An 18,143-nucleotide genomic window follows, 5' to 3' on the forward strand; every position below is an offset into this window, starting at 1 on the left:
GGGTCCCCGATCTTATAAGGCGTTAAAGAGAATTCAGGAACGCCAGCAACGCAGCGCGCTGCTCGGCATTAAATTGCAACACCTGCTGCTTGGCCGGTTCGGCCTCACCGCCGTGCCACAGCACGGCTTCAAGCAGGTTGCGTGCACGACCATCGTGCAAAAACTGAGTGTGCCCGCTCACGGTCTGGGTCAAACCAATGCCCCACAGTGGCGGTGTGCGCCAATCGCTGCCCGAGGCGGCGAACTCGGTGCGGTTATCCGCAAGGCCCGGGCCCATGTTGTGTAGCAGCAGATCGCTGTACGGGTAAATGACCTGATTGGCCAGCTCAGGTTCGGCGGCGTTGGCCGAGGTGGTGAATTTTGGCGTATGGCACGACACGCAACCGGCCTGATAGAACAGGTTTTTACCGGCCAGCACCTGCGGCGAATCGACATCACGGCGCGCAGGCACGGCGAGGTTGCGGGTGTAAAACTCGACGAGACGCAGAATGTTGTCACTGACCTCGGGTTCGCCATCCGGGCCATTGCCGTTGGGCGCTGCCAGGCAGTCGGTTTGCGCGGGGGTGCAATCATCAAACGGTCTCAGGCTGGTGGTGAGCCCCATATCACCAGAAAAGGCGTGAACATTTTGTTGATTGAGGTTCGGTTGGCCTGCTTTCCAGCCAAAACGGCCTAAAACCGTCTTTTGCTGAGCGTCATCCCATACCCGGTTAGGCCGCCCGTTAATGCCCGCGTCATTTTTGTTGGCCGCGGCATTGGCCAGGATCGCCTCTTCGGGGATAGCTTCAAGCAGCCCCAAGCCAATCATCGGCGGGGCAATGCGCGCCGAGAAGCGCGTGTCGGGATGCATGGGCCCGTAGCCTAACTGAGTGATCTGCAGCAAAGGCTTGCGCAACTGGACTTCGGTGCCGTCCTTGAAGCGTACGGGCACGGCTTCATAGTCCACCCGCACCTTGCCTTCCGGGGCGACACCGGGCACCGCCATGTCTTGCAACTGGCCACCGTACACCGGCTCGGGAACGATGCCGGTTTGCTCGATCAGCTTGGCGTAAGTGGGCTCATTGGGGATCGACAGACGCACCAGCATCGACACCGCATTCTTGGCATCAGGCGCTGGCGGATGCCCACGGCCGTCGCGGATATGGCAGTTTTGGCAGGCATTGGTATTAAACAGCGGGCCTAACCCGTCACGCGCCGTGGTGGTGGAAGGTGCAATCACCCACGGGCTGCGGAAAAAACTGTTGCCGACGCTGAAATCCAGCCGTTGAGTGGGCGACAGATTCGCAGACGGCATCGAAAAGGCATTGCGATCGGTTTTAAACACCGTCGTGTCACCTCCAGAGCGGGCTTCGCCGGGCTCGGGTTGAGTAAAGCGCGGCGCCTCATCACAGCCAGCCAGCCCCAAGGCCAGCAGCAAAGACAGGCGCAGAGGCAACGAAGGCATCAAACGTCCAGACCAGTGAGCAAAATCGAGGGGCGAAAGTTTATCAGGGAAGGTGAATTGAAATAAGAGGAATTAGCGTTTGGTTGGGTCGATCAGGATCAGGACCTACAAACTCAGTAATACAGCAGGTATTTCCCACCTGATAATCAGATACAAGCGATATACGTCTTTTCCGCAAAGTTCATGCTGGCTAAAAACGGAGGGAACATGAAAGTGCTTATCGTCTTAGTCACAGTGATGGCCGTTTCTGCATGTACAAACAGCCGGCTATCTCCTGGAACCTACAGCCCTGAACTTGCTTATAAATGCCAGACAGATCCTTATGGTTCTTATTGTCTGCACCCCCCGGCCGCCATAAAGAACTGACAATACCCTGCTGGATTTCCCCACTGTAGGAGCGAGCTTGCCTCGCGATCTTTTAAGATCAAAAGATCGCGAGGCAAGCTCGCTCCTACAGTTTGAACGGCCCACAAAAAAGGCGACCCGAAGGTCGCCTTTTGCGTCACTCACTTACACATCGCCCATCAGAACTCGTGGTCAGCGTTGTCCGGGTTCAGGTCGCTGATGCCCAGCTTGCCTGCGGCTTGTTCGATAGCGGCAGTCTGTTTGACCAGGGCTGCGATGGCATCACGTACCACCTGGTTGCCGGCTTCGTTGCCCGCGGCGATCAACTGGTCGTAGTGCTCGCCTTTGTTGGCGAGGTCTACCATGACCTGGATCTTGGCTTCGGTGTCGGCCAGGTCGGACTTCAGGGTGGCGTCTGTGGCCGGGTCAACGACGACGACCAGCGACGACAGGCTTGGGCCGGTCATTTTGCTGCCGTCAGCGCGCACGTACTCACCCAGGTACACGTTACGAATGCCTTTGGCGTCGTAGAAGTGCGAGTTGTGGGTGTTGTCGCTGAAGCAGTCTTGCTCGTCTTCAGGGGAGTTGGCTTCCAGCGACACTTTCATGCGCTCACCGGCCAGTTCGCCCAACGACAGGCTGCCCATGCCAAACAGCATTTTGCGCAGGCCGTTTTGTGCAGGCTCTGCTTCGAGCGAGGCGCGGTAGTTGTCAGGCACGTTTGGCGCCCAGTTGCCGACCATTTCAGTCAGGTCGTTGACCAGCAACTGGGTCACGGCTTTCAGGTAGGCACGACGACGATCATTATGGCCGCCGGTTGCGCCTTCGCCTTCGAGGTAGTCCGAAGCAGGGCGGTCGCCCGCGCCTGGGCCGGTGCCGTTCAGGTCCTGGCCCCACAACAGGAATTCAATGGCGTGGTAGCCGGTGGCGACGTTGGCTTCGGAACCGCCCAGCTCATTGAGGCTGGCCAGGGTTTCCGGAGTGATTTCAGTCACGTCGATCTTGTCTTCGCCCACCTGAATCTGGGTGTTGGCGATGATGTTGGCGTTCGCTCCGGGGTTGCCCAGTGCGCCGCTGTAGGTGGCGTCAACGTAGTCGATCAGGCCTTCGTCCAGCGGCCAGGCGTTCACTTGGCCTTCCCAGTCATCAATGATGGTGTTACCGAAGCGGAACACTTCGCTTTGCAGGTAAGGGACGCGCGCTGCAATCCAGGCCTCACGTGCGGCCTTCAGGGTGTCGGCATTGGGCTTGGCCAAGAACGCGTCGACGGCGGTTTGCAGGGTTTTGGCGGTGGACTCGGAGTCGCTGTACACGGCATGCACCATGTCGGCGTAATGCGCGACAACAGCTTTGGCTGCGGCGTCGTTAACTTGCGCGCCCGAAGCATCAGTGGCTGGCGTAGCAGGAGTGGTCGCTGCGGCTGGCGTAGGTGCTGTGGCTGTTTTTTCTTTGTCTTTGTCGCCGCAACCGGCGAGTGAAATAGCAATGGCCAGCAGACTGGCGGTAGCCAGGGGCATACGAATCATGGGCGAACATCCTGCTTCGAGAGGTGGGACAAGCATGCGACGGCACGCAAAACGTGCGACATGATGCGAAAGATATGCATTTTGTGTAAAGGGTTACGCCTGTAAATATTTCCTATTTACTTCTGCACCAAGCCGCGACTGCCGTGGCCTTGGTCAAAATCTTGAAACATAAAATTACATATTAAGTGCATTGTTGCGCTGCGCCTGCTTCAGATAAGCGCCCAATTCCCGCGCTCCCAAGGGCTTGCTGTACAAATACCCCTGGCCTTCGTGGCAGCCTTCACTGATCACATAGGTTTCCTGTTCGAGGGTTTCGACGCCCTCGGCAATTACCTGCATGCCCAGACTTTTACCCAACTGGATGATGGCACGCACGATGGTGGCGTCGTCGTCATCGTCAATCAGGTCCTGAACAAAGCTCTTGTCGATCTTGATTTTGTCCAGCGGCAGGCTTTTCAGGTAGCTCAGCGATGAGTAGCCGGTGCCGAAGTCATCAATGGCAATCAGCGCGCCCGAGCGACGCAAGCTCAGCAAGTGCTGGGCGGCGGTGCTGATGTCTTCCATCAGGCTGGTCTCGGTCACTTCCAGCTCCAGGCTGCCGGGTGGCAGGCGATACATCTGCAACAGGTTATTGACCACCCGCGGCAACTCGGCGTGGTGCAACTGCACGGTCGACAGATTGACCGCCATGCGCAAGTCGGTGAACCCCTGATCGTGCCAGTCGCGCAGTTGGCAGCAGGCCTGGTCCAGTGCCCACTCGCCAATGTCGATGATGCTGGCGTTGGCTTCTGCCAAAGGGATAAACAGGTCTGGCGGGATCATGCCGTGCTCGGGGTGCTGCCAGCGCAACAAGGCTTCGACGCCGACCACCCGGTGATCGCTGTAGCGAATCTGCGGTTGGTAGACCAGGTACAACTGGTTGCGCAGCAGGGCGTCGCGCAGGTCTTTTTCCAGCTCGCGGCGGCGGCGCATTTCGCGGTCCACGCTGGCGATATAAAACTGATAGCGGTTGCGCGAGCGGCTTTTGGCCAGGGTCATGGTTTGTTCGGCTTTTTGCAGCAACTGCTCGCAGGTGTCGCCATCTTCCGGGTACAACGTGATGCCGATGGTGGCGCGCAAGCGGATGTTTTGCTGATCGACGCTGAACGTCGTCTCCAGGTCATCCAAAATGCCCTGCGCCAGTTCGGCGGCCTCATAAGGCTGCTCGATGTGCGCCTGAACCAGCGCAAACTGGTCGCCGCCTAAACGCGCCAGTGCACCCAGGCTACCGCTGTGCGCCCGCAAACGATCGGTGAGGGCTTGCAGCAACTGGTCGCCCGTCTGATAACCAAATTGTTCGTTGATGCCTTTGAAATCATCCAGCCCCACACACAGCACGGCTACGCGGCGCTGCGAGCGGCCTGAATCAATCAGGATCTTGCTCAATTGGGTCTGTAGTTGCTGACGGTTTGGCAGCCCGGTCAAAAAGTCGTATTGGGCCATGCGCAGCAAGGAGCTTTCGGCTTCCAGGCGTAAATGCGCATTGCGCTCTATGGAGGCCAGCAACTGATTGGCGGTGTTGACCCACACCCCGAGTTCGTTGGATTCATGCCCCTTGAGCTGCGGGATCAAATGTTCGCTGGGGTGGTCAGGGTTGATGCTGGTCAGGTGCTGGATCATTTTCGACAAGGGTTTGGTCAGCAGCCAGTGATAAATCAGGTACAGCACCAGGCTCATCAGCAGCGCCCGCAACACGCCCGACAGCAACAGCACACCGGCGTTGGTCAAAAAGCCCTGGCCGTAAGTGGCCGTGTCGAGAGTAATGCTCAAGTCGCCGTAATATTCTCTGTCGGGGCCACTGCCCACCAGCGGCGTGTTGAATGAGCGTTCCTGGCCCAGGATAAAGTCGGTCAGCCAGCGGCTTGAGGTTTGCTGCAAGGGCCGGGTTTTTTCCGCGAGCACGGTTTCATTCGGGTGCCCGATAGACGCCTTGTGCAGTGCGTCGTCCTTAAACAGCCCCTCAATGACCTGCATCGCCATTTCCCGGTCCAGGCTGTACAGCGCTTGGGTGGACGGGTCGCGAAACATGTTGAGGATCTGCTTGGCGTCCTCGCCGACCGCCTGGCGGGTGAGGTAGGCATCGAAGACAATTTGCGCGCAGCCCAATACTCCTCCCACAACCAATGCTGAGAGCAATACGATCCGGAGTAATTTGATCGACAAGCTGTTCTTGAATTCCAGCTTCAAAGGGTTATTCCTTGTGTCTTGCCGATAATGGTGTGGTCATGGGCGCAGGTAATCGTTCATTTTTCGAGGGCATTATCCAGTGGTTTGAGGACTGGCCAGTGTGTCGGTTCATGGTGTGCTGAACTTGAGCCGTCGAATAAAAAAAACATGCCGTTGATAGTAGTCTGAAGCGCTATGGCCACGCACTTTTGCTGAGGCCAAAAAAAACCCGGCAATGCCGGGTTTTTTTAACGTTCAGTCAGTTTCAGGCAGTGAAGGTTTTGCCTTCGAACTGCTCTGCAACGAACTTCCAGTTAACGATGTTCCAGAACGCCTCAACATACTTCGGACGTACGTTGCGGTAGTCGATGTAGTAAGCGTGTTCCCAAACGTCGCAGGTCAGCAGCGGGGTGTCGCCGCTGGTCAGCGGGTTGCCGGCGCCGATGGTGCTGGCCAGGGCCAGGGAACCGTCAGCCTTCTTCACCAGCCAGCCCCAGCCGGAGCCGAAAGTGCCGATGGAGGTTTTGCTGAATTCTTCTTTGAACTTCTCGAACGAACCGAACGCAGCGTTGATGGCATCAGCCAGCGCGCCGGTAGGCTCGCCGCCGCCGTTTGGCGACAGGCAGTTCCAGTAGAACGTGTGGTTCCACACTTGAGCGGCGTTGTTGAAGATACCGCCCGAAGAGGTTTTAACGATCTCTTCCAGGGTTTTGCCTTCGAACTCGGTGCCTGGCACCAGGTTGTTCAGGTTCACGACGTAGGTGTTGTGGTGCTTGTCGTGGTGAAACTCCAGGGTTTCCTTGGAGATGTGCGGCTGCAAGGCATCATGTGCGTACGGCAGCGGCGGCAATTCGAAAGCCATGTTGATTCTCCTAATCAGGTCAGTTGCGATGAGCGCAAGGCCGATCACGGGCGGCCAAACACGCGCCGGGGAGTTTGTACTCTTTGCGGCGCAAGCGCTGGATCATAGCACCGGGGTTGGCGCATAACCACGCGACAACTGTGTGGAATAGACGTTTCAACGAGATTGATTGAAAAACTCGATGTTTTTTCAGGCACGCAAAATGACCTCCCGCACCCGCCCGTTAATGCGCACACTTGCCTCCCCGTAGGAGCTGACGAGGCACGAAGGCTGCGATCTTTTGATTTTCAAGATCAAAAGATCGCGAGATGAAGCGGGAGGTTACCCGGCAACAATCAACTGCACCGCCACCGCATACATCATCGCCGCCACCAGCAGGTCCAGCAGCCGCCAGGTGCCAGGGCGGGCCAGCCATGGTGCGAGCCATGCCGCGCCCAGGGCCAGGGTGAAGAACCACAGCAGCGACGCACTGGCCGCGCCCACCACGTAGGCGCCGGGTACGCTTTGCTGAGCGCCAAGCGAGCCAATCAGCAGCACCGTATCGAGGTAAACGTGCGGGTTGAGCAAGGTGACCGCCAGTGCACTGAGCATCACCGCCCTGAGCGAACGCGCGGTCTGGCCGGCCGATTGCTCAAGGCTTGAGGCCGAGAACGCCCGGCGCAGCGCCTGGGTGCCGTACCAGAGCAAGAACAACGCGCCGCCCCAGCGCGCCACACCCAGTAAAATCGGGCTTTGCGCCAGAATCGTCGCCAGCCCGAACACCCCGGCTGCTACCAGCAATGCGTCACAAATCACACAAAAAGCCGCGACCGGCAGGTGGTGTTCACGGCGCAAGCTTTGTGCAAGCACGAAAGCGTTTTGGGTGCCGATGGCCATAATCAGGCCGAACGCGACCAACAGGCCATTAAGGTAGCTTTGCCACATAAGAAATACTCGCCGAACTGCATCACAAGAAGGGGTTACTGCTGGCTATTGTCCGGGCCTTGGTTGTATAAGAAAAACCAATATTGCTGATCGCCCATTAGGAAAACTGATGTTCGACTATAAATTACTCTCAGCGTTGGCTGCCGTGGTAGAACAGGCCGGTTTTGAGCGTGCGGCGCAGGTGCTTGGGCTGTCACAATCGGCGATTTCCCAGCGCATCAAATTGCTTGAAGCGCGCATCGGGCAGCCGGTGCTGGTGCGTGCCACGCCGCCGAGCCCGACGGACATCGGCAGGCGCTTGCTCAACCATGTGCAACAAGTGCGTTTGCTGGAGCGTGACCTGCAACGTGTGGTCCCGGCACTGGACGATGAGGGCTTGCCCGAGCGGCTGCGGATTGCCTTGAATGCCGACAGCCTGGCCACGTGGTGGGCCCAGGCGGTGGGCGATTTCTGCGCCGAGAATCAGCTCTTGCTGGATTTGGTCGTCGAAGACCAGACCGTCGGCTTGAAACGCATGCGCGCCGGTGAAGTGGCCGCGTGTTTGTGCGCCAGTGAACGCCCGGTGGCGGGCGCGCGCAGTGTGTTGCTGGGCGCCATGCGTTATCGCGCGATGGCCAGCCCGGCCTTTATTGCGCGGCATTTTCCCCAAGGGGTGAAGGCCGCGCAGTTGCCTAAAAAGCCTGCGCTGGTGTTTGGCCCGGATGATTTTTTGCAACATCGGTACTTGGCGGCACTGGGCGTGGACGGCGGATTCGAGCACCATCTGTGCCCCTCATCAGAAGGCTTTATCCGCTTGACGGAGGCCGGGTTGGGCTGGGGGCTGATCCCCGAGCAGCAAGTGCGCGAGCAACTGGCCAGCGGGGCATTGGTAGAGCTTTTGCCAGATAAACCGATCGACGTGCCACTGTACTGGCATCATTGGCGCAATGGTGGACAACTGCTGGAAGCGCTGACGGCCCATTTAACCCGCTCAGCATCACGCTGGTTAGTGCCTTTGGCCTGATAACCGACGTTTAAACAGCAGGCAACAAGACTTACAGCATTTGGAGCAATTGATGAAGATTCTGGTCACCGGCGCAAGCGGCTTTATTGGCGGACGCTTTGCGCGTTTTGCCTTGGAGCAGGGCTTTGACGTGCGGGTCAGCGGGCGTCGGGCCGAAGGTGTCGAACACCTGGTGCGGCGCGGGGCTGAATTTATCCAGGGTGATTTGACCGATGGCTTGCTGGTGCGTGACCTGTGCGTCGATGTCGATGTGGTGGTGCATTGCGCAGGGCATGTCGGCACCTGGGGGCGCTATCAGGACTTCTTCCGCGACAACGTGCTGGTGACCGAGAACGTGGTGGAAGCGTGCTTGAAACAACGGGTTCGGCGCCTGGTGCACCTGTCATCGGCCGCGCTGTACTTTGACGGTCATTCGCATCTGGGGCTGACCGAAGAAGACGTCCCGCGGCGGTTCAAGCATCCTTATGCCGAAACCAGGTTCATGGCCGAGCAAAAGGTCTTTGGCGCACAGGAGTTCGGCCTCGAAGTGATTGCCCTGCGTCCGCGCCATGTCACCGGCGCCGGGGACATGAACCTGTTCACGCGCTTGTTGGCGCAGCAGCGCAAAAATCGCCTGGCAATCATTGGAAATGGTTTGAACAAAGTCGATTTCACCAGCATGCAAAACCTCAACGACGCGTTGATGAGCAGCGTTCTGGTGAGCGGATCGGCCTTGGGCAAGGCCTACAACATCAGTAATGGCGCCCCGATACCGTACTGGGATGTGGTCAATTACGTGATGCGCCAGATGCACGTGCCGCCCGTGACCCGTTATCGGGGCCCCGGCATGGCTTATAGTGTCGGCGCGCTCAGCGAAGCGGCTTGCAAACTGTGGCCGGGGCAACCGGCGCCGACGCTCACACGTTTGGGCGTGCAGGAGATGAGCAAAGACTTTACCCTCGACATCAGCCGGGCTCGCCACTACCTCGACTACGACCCAAAAGTCAGCCTGTGGACCGCGCTGGACGAGTTTTGCGGCTGGTGGAAAGCCCAGGAATCGCCGTACCGCTGACATTCTTCAGGACCCAGATAAGGTTTCTCCATGCGTAACGACTCACGTGACGACTTCGACAATGTACCGACCCTGCGGGCAGATGCAGACGACCATGATGATCTGGCGTCGATGGGTGGCGCACGTGAGCGCGGCGCGGGCCATGCGCGCAATGCCCAGGTGATCAAGGTCAAGGGGCCGAGCACCGGGCCTTTGTGGGCGTTGATCCTGGCCGTGTTGCTGGCGTTTGGCGGGCTGGCCTGGTGGAGCTTCCAGCAGATCACCTTGATGGAGCAGCAACTGGTTGCCACCCAGGAAAGCTTTGCCCGTATCAGCGAAGAAGCGGCGGGGCGCTTACAGGCCATTTCCGGCAAGGTGGTGGCCAGCGAATCAAGCATTAACAACGGCAGCGAAGCCCTGAAGTTGCAGATCAAACAGCTCGAAGACCAACTGGCTGAGCAGGCCAAGCACCAGCAAGGCTTGGTGGCGGGGCAGATGGGCGATCTGGATCAGCGTTTTGAGCAAATCAACGCCGCGATGCTACTGCAGGTCAACGCCCAGAAAGCCTCCCAGACCCAACTTGAGACCGACCTCAAGGCCATGGGTACCGAACTGGCGGCGTTGAAAGCGACCGTGGCGCAACAGGCGGGTGACGTGACGGCTTTGAAAAAACAGGGCAACCCGAGCGATGCCGTGCGCAGCCTGGAGCAGGACATGATCGTGCTCAAGAGTCAGCTGGAAAACCGCCCGGCGGCTTCCCAAGGCCCCAACACCGCCGAGTTTGACGTGTTCCGGGCGCAAGTGACGCGCAACATCACCACCTTGCAAAGCCAGATCCAGAACCTGCAAAAACAGATCAGCGCTCGGCCATAACCCAAAACCCGTGTAGGAGCGAGCTTGCCTCGCGATCTTTTAAAGATCAAAAGATCGCGAGGCAAGCTCGCTCCTACACGGGATGTGCCGTTACTGCGCCTTATCCCTGCGCCCGCGCAATACCTGATTCGGCATCACGATCGCCGCACACAAGCCCAGCAGTGAGATGGCAGCGCTGACCAGCAACAAGTGGCGGAAGGTCATCAGCAATTCACTGCGCAAGCTGGCCAGTGCCGGGCCTTGCACGGCATTAAGGCCGTCCAGCAGCACATTCCCCGAACTGCCTTCACCCAGCAGCGGCTGGCCGCCAGCAGGCGCCAATAGCGAATCATGCAGCAGGGCCAGCAACAAGGCCGACATCAGCGCCACACCCATCGCGCCGCCCAGTGAGCGAAACAGGTTGGTGGTACTGGTGGCGACACCAATGTCATGTTGCTGCACCGAGTTTTGTGCGCCCACCAGCGAGGTCGGGAACTGCAACCCCGCCGCAATCCCGCTCAGCAGCATAAACACGCCGCTCAACAGTTCGGCGCTCGGGGCGCTGAAGGCCATGCCGGCAATGGAGCACGGCATCAAAATCGCGCCACTGAGGATCATCGGTTTGTAATAGCCGGTCACCGAGGTCATGCGCCCGGCGAAGTAGGCGCCCATCGGCAGGCCCATGGCCAGCGGCAGCAAGTGCAGGGCGGCACTGTCTGCGCCCGCGCCGGTGATGCTCTGATAGCGCAGCGGCAGCAGTACGATCAGCGAAATGGCCTGGAAGCTGGTGAAGAACACGGTGCACCAGCACAACACCGCGTTGCGATTGGCGAACAAGTGCATGGGCAGCAACGGTTCCGGGGTGCGTCGCTCGTGCCACACAAACAGCACCAGCGCGACCACCGCCGCCACCAGCAGGCCCAGCACTTGATCGTCACGCCAGCTGTGGCCCTGGCCGATAAAGGTAATGCCCAGCAGCAGTGACGTGAGGCCGATAATCATCAGCACCGTGCCCAGGTAATCAATAATCGGCTTGCGCTGCGGCACCGGCAGCCCGACCAGCGTGCGATACGCGATCAGCCACGACACCAGCCCCAGCGGCAGGTTGATCAGAAACACCCAGCGCCACGACAAGTACTCGGTCATGTAGCCGCCCAGCACCGGCCCGGCGACGCTCGCCACCGCGTACATGCTGCTGAAATAGCCTTGATAGCGACCGCGCTCGCGGGGCGGGATGATGTCGCCAATGATCGCCTGGCTCACCGAAATCATGCCGCCGGCGCCAATCCCTTGGATGATCCGCGCCAGCACCAACTGCTCCATGTTCTGCGCGAACCCGCAAAACAGCGAGGCCACGGTGAACAGGCCCATACCAAACAGCATCAGGCGCCTGCGCCCGTACAAGTCACCGAGCTTGCCGTATATCGGCACGGCCACCGTCATGGCCACCATGTAGCCGGAAATCACCCAGGCCAGTTGGCTGACATCTTTAAACTGCGCGGAAATGGCGGGGATCGACACGGCGACGATGGTTTGATCCAGCGCCCCCAGGAAAATCGCCAGCATCAGCGCAACGAGAATGCTGCGAATGGCGGGTTTAGCGTGTGGAGGCTGGTTGAGACTGGTCACGATGTACACCTGCGGGCATCAAACGTGTGGCGGGATGCCCGCGATTGTACTCGATAGGTTGCTATTCGATAGCTTCATAAGGAAGGCCGACGTAATTTTCTGCAATGGTGGTGCGCCCGGCCTCGGAGTCGACGAAATATGCCAGCTCGCTGTCGGTGATGCGCTGGCTGAAATCATCACTGTCAGCAAAGCGATGGAGCATTGAGGTCATCCACCACGAAAAGCGCTCGGCCTTCCAGATGCGCCGCAAACACACCTCGGAATAGCGCTCCAGCAAGTCGGTGCGGCCCTCGGCATAGACCTTGAGCAGAATGTTGAACAGCGTGCTGACATCGCTGGCCGCCAGGTTCAAGCCCTTGGCGCCGGTCGGCGGCACGATGTGCGCGGCGTCACCGACCAAAAACAGGCGCCCGAATTGCATGGGCTCGACCACAAAACTGCGCAGCGGCGCGATGCTTTTTTCGATGGACGGCCCGGTTACCAGGCGGTCGGCCAACGGCGTGGGCAGGCGGGTTTTCAATTCGTCCCAAAAACGTTGGTCCGACCAGTCCTCGACCTTTTCCTCGGCGGGCACCTGCAAGTAATAGCGGCTGCGGGTGGCTGAGCGCTGGCTGCACAAGGCAAACCCGCGCTCATGCTTGGCGTACACCAGTTCATCGTTGACCGGCGGCGTGTCGGCCAGCACCCCCAGCCAGCCGAACGGGTACACGCGTTCAAAGATGCTCAGCACATCAGCGGGAATTGACTGACGGGCAACGCCGTGAAACCCATCGCAGCCGGCGATGTAATCGCAGTCCAGGCGCCAGGTTTCGCCGTCTTTTTCGAAGGTGACATAGGGCGCATCGGTTTTCATGCCGTGGGGCTGCACGTTGCTGGCGTTGTACAGGGTTTGTGCGCCAGCGGCTTCGCGGGCGGCCATCAGGTCACGGGTAACTTCGGTCTGGCCGTAGACCATCACGCTCTTGCCGTCGGTCAGGCCCTTGAGGTCGATGTGCACCTGGCGGCCTTCCAGCGCCAGCTCGAAGCCGTCATGCACCAGGCCTTCAGCGTCCATGCGCTGGCTGACTCCGGCCTGGCGCAGCAGGTCGACCATGCCTTGTTCCAGCACTCCGGCGCGGATCCGCCCGAGCACGTAGGCGCCGCTCTGGCGTTCGAGAATGACGTTATCAATACCGGCATTGTGCAGCAGTTGGCCGAGCAATAACCCTGATGGCCCGGCACCGATAATAGCGACTTGAGTTCTCATTGTTGTTCTCTCTCGCAAGCCCTGCGGTCAGTGCAGGGGTGTTTTATTGATGTTATGCCTGTATTTTTCGCTTGCGAGCGTGGCAATTGAAGGTGATAACGACGTCATTGCCGGTACTTTTCGCTGATCGGTGCGATTATCGCCCCTGTGCTTAATCATCAGGTTCAGCCCATGACAACTCCCGCCATCCCGGTGTTCAAACTCTACGGCGAGCAGCAAGACTGGCTCAGCCCGGACTTGCTGCACTGTGAAACCATTTCATTGCGCAGCCGCATCCATGATTGGGAGATCCGCACCCATCGGCATGCCGATTTGTGCCAACTGCTCTATGTGCACAAGGGCCGGGCGCGGGTTGAAGTCGAAGGCCAGTACCATGAGCTGACCGAGTCGTCGGTGCAGGTGATCCCGCCGTTATGCGTGCACGGCTTTCAATTTTCGCCGGACGTTGAAGGCTTTGTGCTGACGCTGGCCGCGCCGCTGGTGACGCAGTTGCAGGCCCAGTTGGGCGGGTCGATGAGCGCCTTGCAGCGCGTTGCCAGTTACCCCGCAGGCAAGGACCGGCATTACCTGAACAGCCTGTTCGGTGCGCTGCACAGCGAATATGTCAGTGCCCGGGCGGCGCGCGACATGTTGCTGCAATCATTGATCAGCGTGCTGTTGGTGTGGGTCACGCGCCAGGTCATCCAGCGGCGTGAAGCCCGGCAAGTGCCGCCGCGCGGGCGCGAGTACCTGAACCTCTTCACGCAACAGGTCGAAGCTCTGTATCAGCAGCAACCCAGTGTTGAAGACCTGGCGCATCGGGTCGGGATCTCAGTGGCGCACCTGAACAGCATTTGCCGTGAACTGGCGGGGCAATCGGCCTTGCAGATCATTCACCAGCGCCTGCTATTGGAGGCCAAGCGTCATTTGATCTACACACCCATGACCATCAGCGAGGTGGCTGATAACTTGGGTTTTGCTGACCCGGCGTATTTTGCGCGGTTTTTCCGCCGCCTCACCGGGACATCGCCCAGTGCCTATCGAACGGACCGGGCTGACAGCATCAGCCCGGCCTGAGGCGATGCGTCATTACAGCGCGGTAAACACCGACGCGCAGTGCCCGGCAAAGCAACTGGCGGTCAATCCGGCTGAGAGCCGCGTTTGCTCTGCGCGATAGCACGCGCCAGCAAACAACACAGCGGCAGCAAACACGATCAGTACGGTCAAGCATCTGGTTTTTGTTTTAGTGGTCATGGCTATTCTCTCTCCACGTATTCACGGAGTCAGACCTAGACTTCACACTATTAAGGCTAGCTCAGCCCCTTGCGCTTGCCATACCCATTGCCCGAACGGTCACAGACCTTTGTCCCACTCGGGTTCTTCGGTAAAGCGCTCGCTGAGGAAGTCGAGCATGCTGCGCAGCGTGGCGGGCATGTGCTTGCGCGAGGCGTACACGGCATAAATGTTCATCTGCAAGGGCTCAGCGTCTGGCAGCAGTCGTACCAGTTCACCGCTGCGGATGTGGCACCCCGCCAAGTAGCTGGGCAGCAGCGAAACCCCACCACCCGCCAAGGTGACGCGCAGCAGCGTGCTGGCTTCGTTGGCGCTGATATTGCCTTGAACCGGGACCGACAGCGCTTCGCCTTGCACAGTGAAATGCCACAGGCTCTTGCCGTAGTACGCATGGCTCAGGCAGTTGTGCAGGCTCAGATCATCGACCTGCTGCGGTGCCGGATGCTCGCGCAAATAGGCGGGCGCGGCGCACAGTACGGAACGGCACACGGTCAGCTTGCGTGCGATCAAGCTCGGGTCCAGCTCGGTGCTGGTGCGAATCGCCAGATCAATGCGCTCATCCACCAGGTTCACCGTGCGGTCGAGCATTTGCAGGTCAATGTTGACCTCGGGGTAGCGGCGCACGTACTCGGTCATCGCACAGGCCAATTGCGCCTGGCCGAACGAGGTGCTGACGCTGATGCGCAACAAACCGCGGGGCGCCGCATCGGGCACGCTGACAGCGGCTTGCAGGTCATCTGCCAGCTCCAGCAATTGCCGGCAGCGGGGCAGGGTTTCGTTGCCGGCGGCGGTCAGGCTCAGCTTGCGCGTGGTGCGGTGCATTAAGCGCGCCCCGACCCACTCTTCAAGCTCGGCCAAATACCGTGACACCACCGGGCGTGACAAATCTAGATGGTCGGCCGCCGCCGACTGGCTGCCCAGGTCGACCACCGTGACAAAAACCCGCATTGCGATAAGACGGTCCATGATCTGCCCGATTAGTGAAACAAACTATGTCGCAGCATCGCATTTTTTGTCGTCAATTGTGCGTCTAAGCTCTGTCCATCGCTGACCCTTGTCGCAGGAAGCTCCATGACCGTATTTTCGATGTTTCGCCGTGTTTGCCTGAGTGCCGTTATCCTCGGCTTCGCTGCTCATGCCGCCGCCGCGCAAGCGCCCCTGACCCTGGAGATTTACAACCCCGGGGCTGCGGCGATTTTTCCGGTGTCTTCAGTGCTGGTCAGTGGCCAGAAAGACGCGATTTTGGTGGATGCGCAGTTTTCCAAAGCGCAGGCCCAACAGGTGGTCGATAAAATTCGCGCCAGCGGCAAGCACCTGACCACCATCTATATCAGCCACGGCGACCCCGATTATTACTTTGGCCTTGAAACCCTGACCCAGGCATTCCCCGACGCCAAGGTGCTGGCCTCGGCCCCGACGGTGGCCCACATCGAGCAAACCAAAGACGCCAAGCTGGCGTTCTGGGGCCCACAAATGGGCGCTGATGTGCCAAGCAAGCTGATCGTGCCCCAGGTGATCAAGGGCAACACCCTGGCGCTGGAAGGGCACGAACTGGACATCGTCGGCCTCACCGGGCGTCAGCCCGAGCGCACGTTTGTCTGGATCCCGTCGCTCAAAGCCGTGGTCGGTGGGGTAGTTGTGGCCGACAACCTGCACGTATGGATGGCCGACACCCAGACCCCGCAGTCGCACCGCCAATGGTTGTCGACCCTCAAACGTATCGCCAGCCTGCAACCGGACATCGTGGTGCCGGGGCACTACCTGGGGGACAACGACCACTCTTTGAAATCGGTCAACTTCACCCGCGATTACATCAAGGCCTTTGACGAAGAAACCCTCAAGGCCAAGAACTCGGACGAGCTGATCGCGGCCATGAAAAAGCGCTACCCGGATCTGGGCGAAACGTCTTCGCTGGAACTGAGCGCCAAAGTGGCGAAAGGCGAAATGAAGTGGTGAATCAACGTTTGACCTTATGCACCCCATCCAACTGGAGAACATCATGAGCAAGATCGCAATTATCGGCGCAACCGGTCGCGCTGGCAGCCAACTGCTGGAAGAAGCCTTGCGTCGTGGGCACCAGGTAACCGCCATTGCCCGTCACGCCTCGGCAAAAATTGGGCAGCGCGCTGGCGTTGTGGCCAAGGACGTCGACGTCAACGATGCCCAAGCGCTGCAAGCGGCTGTGGCTGGGCATGACGTGGTGCTGAGCGCTGCACACTTCTCGACGCTCACGCCACAAGCCATCATCGAGCCGGTGAAAAAGGCCGGGGTTAAACGCCTGCTGGTGGTGGGCGGCGCGGGTTCGCTGTTGCTGCCGGACGACAGCAAAGTCATCGACAGCAAGGGCTTCCCGGAAGAATACAAGGCAGAAGCCTCGGCGGGCGGCGTGTACCTGGACACCTTGCGCAACGAACACGACCTGGAATGGACCTTCCTGTCCCCGTCGGCCGAATTTGTAGAAGGCGAGCGCACCGGCCATTACCGCGTTGGCAAAGACCACTTGCTGGTCAGTGCCGAAGGCAGAAGCTGGATTACCTTCGCCGACTACGCCATCGCCCTGCTGGACGAAGTAGAACAGCCCAAGCATTCGCGTCAGCGCTTCACGGTCGGTTACTAACGTAAAAGATCGCGAGACACCACGCCGAATCTTTGTAGGAGTTGCCGCCCCGTCTTCGACGCCGCGCTGTCGCGCAGCAAACAGGACAGCGAGTATCTTCAGCATCCCCCAATCGGTTCCCTCTCCTTCGGGAGAGGGCTAGGGTGAGGGGGGGGCTTAGATCAAGATCAAAAGATCGCGAGCAAGCTCGCTCCTACAGGGCCTTAGGAATCAATCACTTATTTGTGTTTGATAGGAGCTCGCCTCGCGATCTTTTGATCTTTAAAAGACCGTGAGCTCCTACGCAGGGGTGGTGGCTTGTGCTACCAGCCAGTCCATCAATTCGCGCAAGGGGGCCGACGGTTCCTGGCTGGGGGAACTCACCAGCATGTAGGCCGCGCCGGTACGCACGGTCAGGTCAAATGGCATTGCCAGCCGACCTTCTTTCAGGTCTTCACCAATCAATGAGCAATCGCCCATCGCGACGCCGTTGCCTTGGGCGGCCACGGTCATGGCTAAATCCAGGGTGTCGAAGTATTGGCTCTGGCGGATGGCCGATGCCTCAACGCCCGCCACGCTGAGCCACTGAGCCCAGTCCCGCTGGTCTCGGCTGGGGTGCAAAAAGGTGTGCTGCTCAAGGTCGCGCAAGCTGTTGATGGCATCAGGGCCTTGCAGCAGGTGCGGCGCGCAGACGGGCGTGAGCAGTTCGTCGAACAGGTGTTGGCCCACCCGCTTGGGCCCCGGCAACGGGCTGTAGACCACCGCCGCATCGAAGGTTTCACGGCGAAAATCGATGCCATGGTGCACGCTGCTGGTCAGCTCTACCGGTACGTCAGGGCGCAGTTTTTGCCACGCCATCAGCTTGGGCAGCAACCAGCGCAGCATGCAGGTCGGGGCTTTGATTTGCAGCGGCGTGCGGCGGATGCTGGCGTGCTCGACCGCTTCGCCGATCAAGTCAAACACCTGCTCGATGCGCGGGTAAAGCGCCTGGCCCTGCTCAGTCAGGCTCAGGCCCCGTGCCTGTCGATGAAACAGCGCATACCCCAAATGTTCCTCAAGCCCGGCGATTTGCCGGCTCACCGCGCCCTGGGTGATGTGCAGTTGTTCACCGGCGCGGGTGAAATTGCAGCATTGGGCCGTGATCAGAAAGGTGTGCAAGGCAGGCAGCGGCGGGAGACGTTTCATGTTGAGCTCAGCCATGAATTCAGG

The 18,143-nt window shown here is 59.5% G+C and carries 16 protein-coding genes; 6 read left to right on the forward strand and 10 right to left on the reverse strand.

What is annotated here, in order from left to right; all coding sequences use genetic code 11:
• Window positions 1-22 precede the first annotated feature (22 nt).
• The 5 genes from ACJJU9_RS05770 to ACJJU9_RS05790 all read right to left on the reverse strand — a co-directional run bounded on the left by ACJJU9_RS05770 (window position 23) and on the right by ACJJU9_RS05790 (window position 7,306).
• Window positions 23-1,444, reverse strand: coding sequence for a di-heme oxidoredictase family protein (locus ACJJU9_RS05770; RefSeq protein WP_123751883.1), 1,422 nt, complete (start codon window positions 1,442-1,444; stop codon window positions 23-25).
• 524 nt (window positions 1,445-1,968) lie between these two features.
• Window positions 1,969-3,315, reverse strand: coding sequence for an imelysin family protein (locus ACJJU9_RS05775; protein ID WP_273219205.1), 1,347 nt, complete (start codon window positions 3,313-3,315; stop codon window positions 1,969-1,971).
• 174 nt (window positions 3,316-3,489) lie between these two features.
• Window positions 3,490-5,541, reverse strand: a complete 2,052-nt coding sequence (locus ACJJU9_RS05780; RefSeq protein WP_407730232.1) for a putative bifunctional diguanylate cyclase/phosphodiesterase — start codon at window positions 5,539-5,541, stop codon at window positions 3,490-3,492.
• Window positions 5,542-5,785: 244 nt separating this feature from the next.
• Window positions 5,786-6,382: a superoxide dismutase gene (locus ACJJU9_RS05785; protein WP_123751879.1), complete on the reverse strand. Its 597-nt coding sequence runs from the start codon at window positions 6,380-6,382 to the stop codon at window positions 5,786-5,788.
• 321 nt (window positions 6,383-6,703) lie between these two features.
• Window positions 6,704-7,306: a LysE/ArgO family amino acid transporter gene (locus ACJJU9_RS05790; RefSeq protein ID WP_048369652.1), complete on the reverse strand. Its 603-nt coding sequence runs from the start codon at window positions 7,304-7,306 to the stop codon at window positions 6,704-6,706.
• A gap of 109 nt (window positions 7,307-7,415) precedes the next feature.
• On the opposite strand from ACJJU9_RS05790, the gene ACJJU9_RS05795 reads away from it, so the two are divergent.
• The 3 genes from ACJJU9_RS05795 to ACJJU9_RS05805 are packed head-to-tail and all read left to right on the forward strand — an operon-like array spanning window position 7,416 to window position 10,212.
• Window positions 7,416-8,309, forward strand: coding sequence for a LysR family transcriptional regulator ArgP (locus ACJJU9_RS05795; RefSeq protein WP_407730233.1), 894 nt, complete (start codon window positions 7,416-7,418; stop codon window positions 8,307-8,309).
• Between the two features lie 52 nt (window positions 8,310-8,361).
• Window positions 8,362-9,360, forward strand: coding sequence for an NAD-dependent epimerase/dehydratase family protein (locus tag ACJJU9_RS05800; RefSeq protein WP_407730234.1), 999 nt, complete (start codon window positions 8,362-8,364; stop codon window positions 9,358-9,360).
• Window positions 9,361-9,390: 30 nt separating this feature from the next.
• Complete coding sequence (locus ACJJU9_RS05805) at window positions 9,391-10,212, forward strand: ATPase (protein ID WP_278939717.1); 822 nt, start codon at window positions 9,391-9,393, stop codon at window positions 10,210-10,212.
• A gap of 90 nt (window positions 10,213-10,302) precedes the next feature.
• Here the strand turns inward: ACJJU9_RS05805 and ACJJU9_RS05810 are convergent, their stop codons facing one another.
• Complete coding sequence (locus ACJJU9_RS05810) at window positions 10,303-11,820, reverse strand: MDR family MFS transporter (protein ID WP_407730235.1); 1,518 nt, start codon at window positions 11,818-11,820, stop codon at window positions 10,303-10,305.
• Window positions 11,821-11,881: 61 nt separating this feature from the next.
• A complete protein-coding gene (gene pobA / locus ACJJU9_RS05815; RefSeq protein WP_407730236.1) occupies window positions 11,882-13,066 on the reverse strand; it encodes a 4-hydroxybenzoate 3-monooxygenase in 1,185 nt (394 codons plus the stop codon).
• A 171-nt stretch (window positions 13,067-13,237) separates the two neighbouring features.
• Here pobA and ACJJU9_RS05820 point away from each other — a divergent pair, with 171 nt between their 5' ends.
• Window positions 13,238-14,122, forward strand: coding sequence for a helix-turn-helix domain-containing protein (locus ACJJU9_RS05820; protein WP_048386723.1), 885 nt, complete (start codon window positions 13,238-13,240; stop codon window positions 14,120-14,122).
• Window positions 14,123-14,134: 12 nt separating this feature from the next.
• On the opposite strand, the gene ACJJU9_RS05825 is transcribed toward ACJJU9_RS05820, so the two are convergent.
• On the reverse strand, window positions 14,135-14,299 hold the full coding sequence (locus ACJJU9_RS05825; RefSeq protein ID WP_153332339.1) for a hypothetical protein: 165 nt from the start codon (window positions 14,297-14,299) through the stop codon (window positions 14,135-14,137).
• A gap of 99 nt (window positions 14,300-14,398) precedes the next feature.
• The gene (locus tag ACJJU9_RS05830) at window positions 14,399-15,304 is read right to left on the reverse strand and encodes a LysR family transcriptional regulator (protein ID WP_407730237.1); all 906 of its coding nucleotides are present in this window, start codon (window positions 15,302-15,304) and stop codon (window positions 14,399-14,401) included.
• A gap of 105 nt (window positions 15,305-15,409) precedes the next feature.
• Here ACJJU9_RS05830 and ACJJU9_RS05835 point away from each other — a divergent pair, with 105 nt between their 5' ends.
• Together ACJJU9_RS05835 and ACJJU9_RS05840 are read left to right on the forward strand one after the other, a co-directional pair.
• Window positions 15,410-16,294 (forward strand): MBL fold metallo-hydrolase, encoded by an 885-nt coding sequence (locus ACJJU9_RS05835; protein ID WP_407730238.1) that lies wholly within the window; start codon window positions 15,410-15,412, stop codon window positions 16,292-16,294.
• A gap of 43 nt (window positions 16,295-16,337) precedes the next feature.
• On the forward strand, window positions 16,338-16,955 hold the full coding sequence (locus tag ACJJU9_RS05840) for an NAD(P)-dependent oxidoreductase (RefSeq protein WP_273219216.1): 618 nt from the start codon (window positions 16,338-16,340) through the stop codon (window positions 16,953-16,955).
• Window positions 16,956-17,234: 279 nt separating this feature from the next.
• Here the strand turns inward: ACJJU9_RS05840 and ACJJU9_RS05845 are convergent, their stop codons facing one another.
• Window positions 17,235-18,119 carry a LysR substrate-binding domain-containing protein gene (locus tag ACJJU9_RS05845; protein ID WP_048369875.1) on the reverse strand — a complete coding sequence of 295 codons (885 nt, stop codon included), beginning with the start codon at window positions 18,117-18,119 and terminating at the stop codon, window positions 17,235-17,237.
• Between the last annotated feature and the right edge of the window lie 24 nt (window positions 18,120-18,143).

Origin of the sequence: Pseudomonas helleri, from assembly GCF_045830615.1 — a bacterium.
GTDB lineage: Bacteria > Pseudomonadota > Gammaproteobacteria > Pseudomonadales > Pseudomonadaceae > Aquipseudomonas > Aquipseudomonas helleri.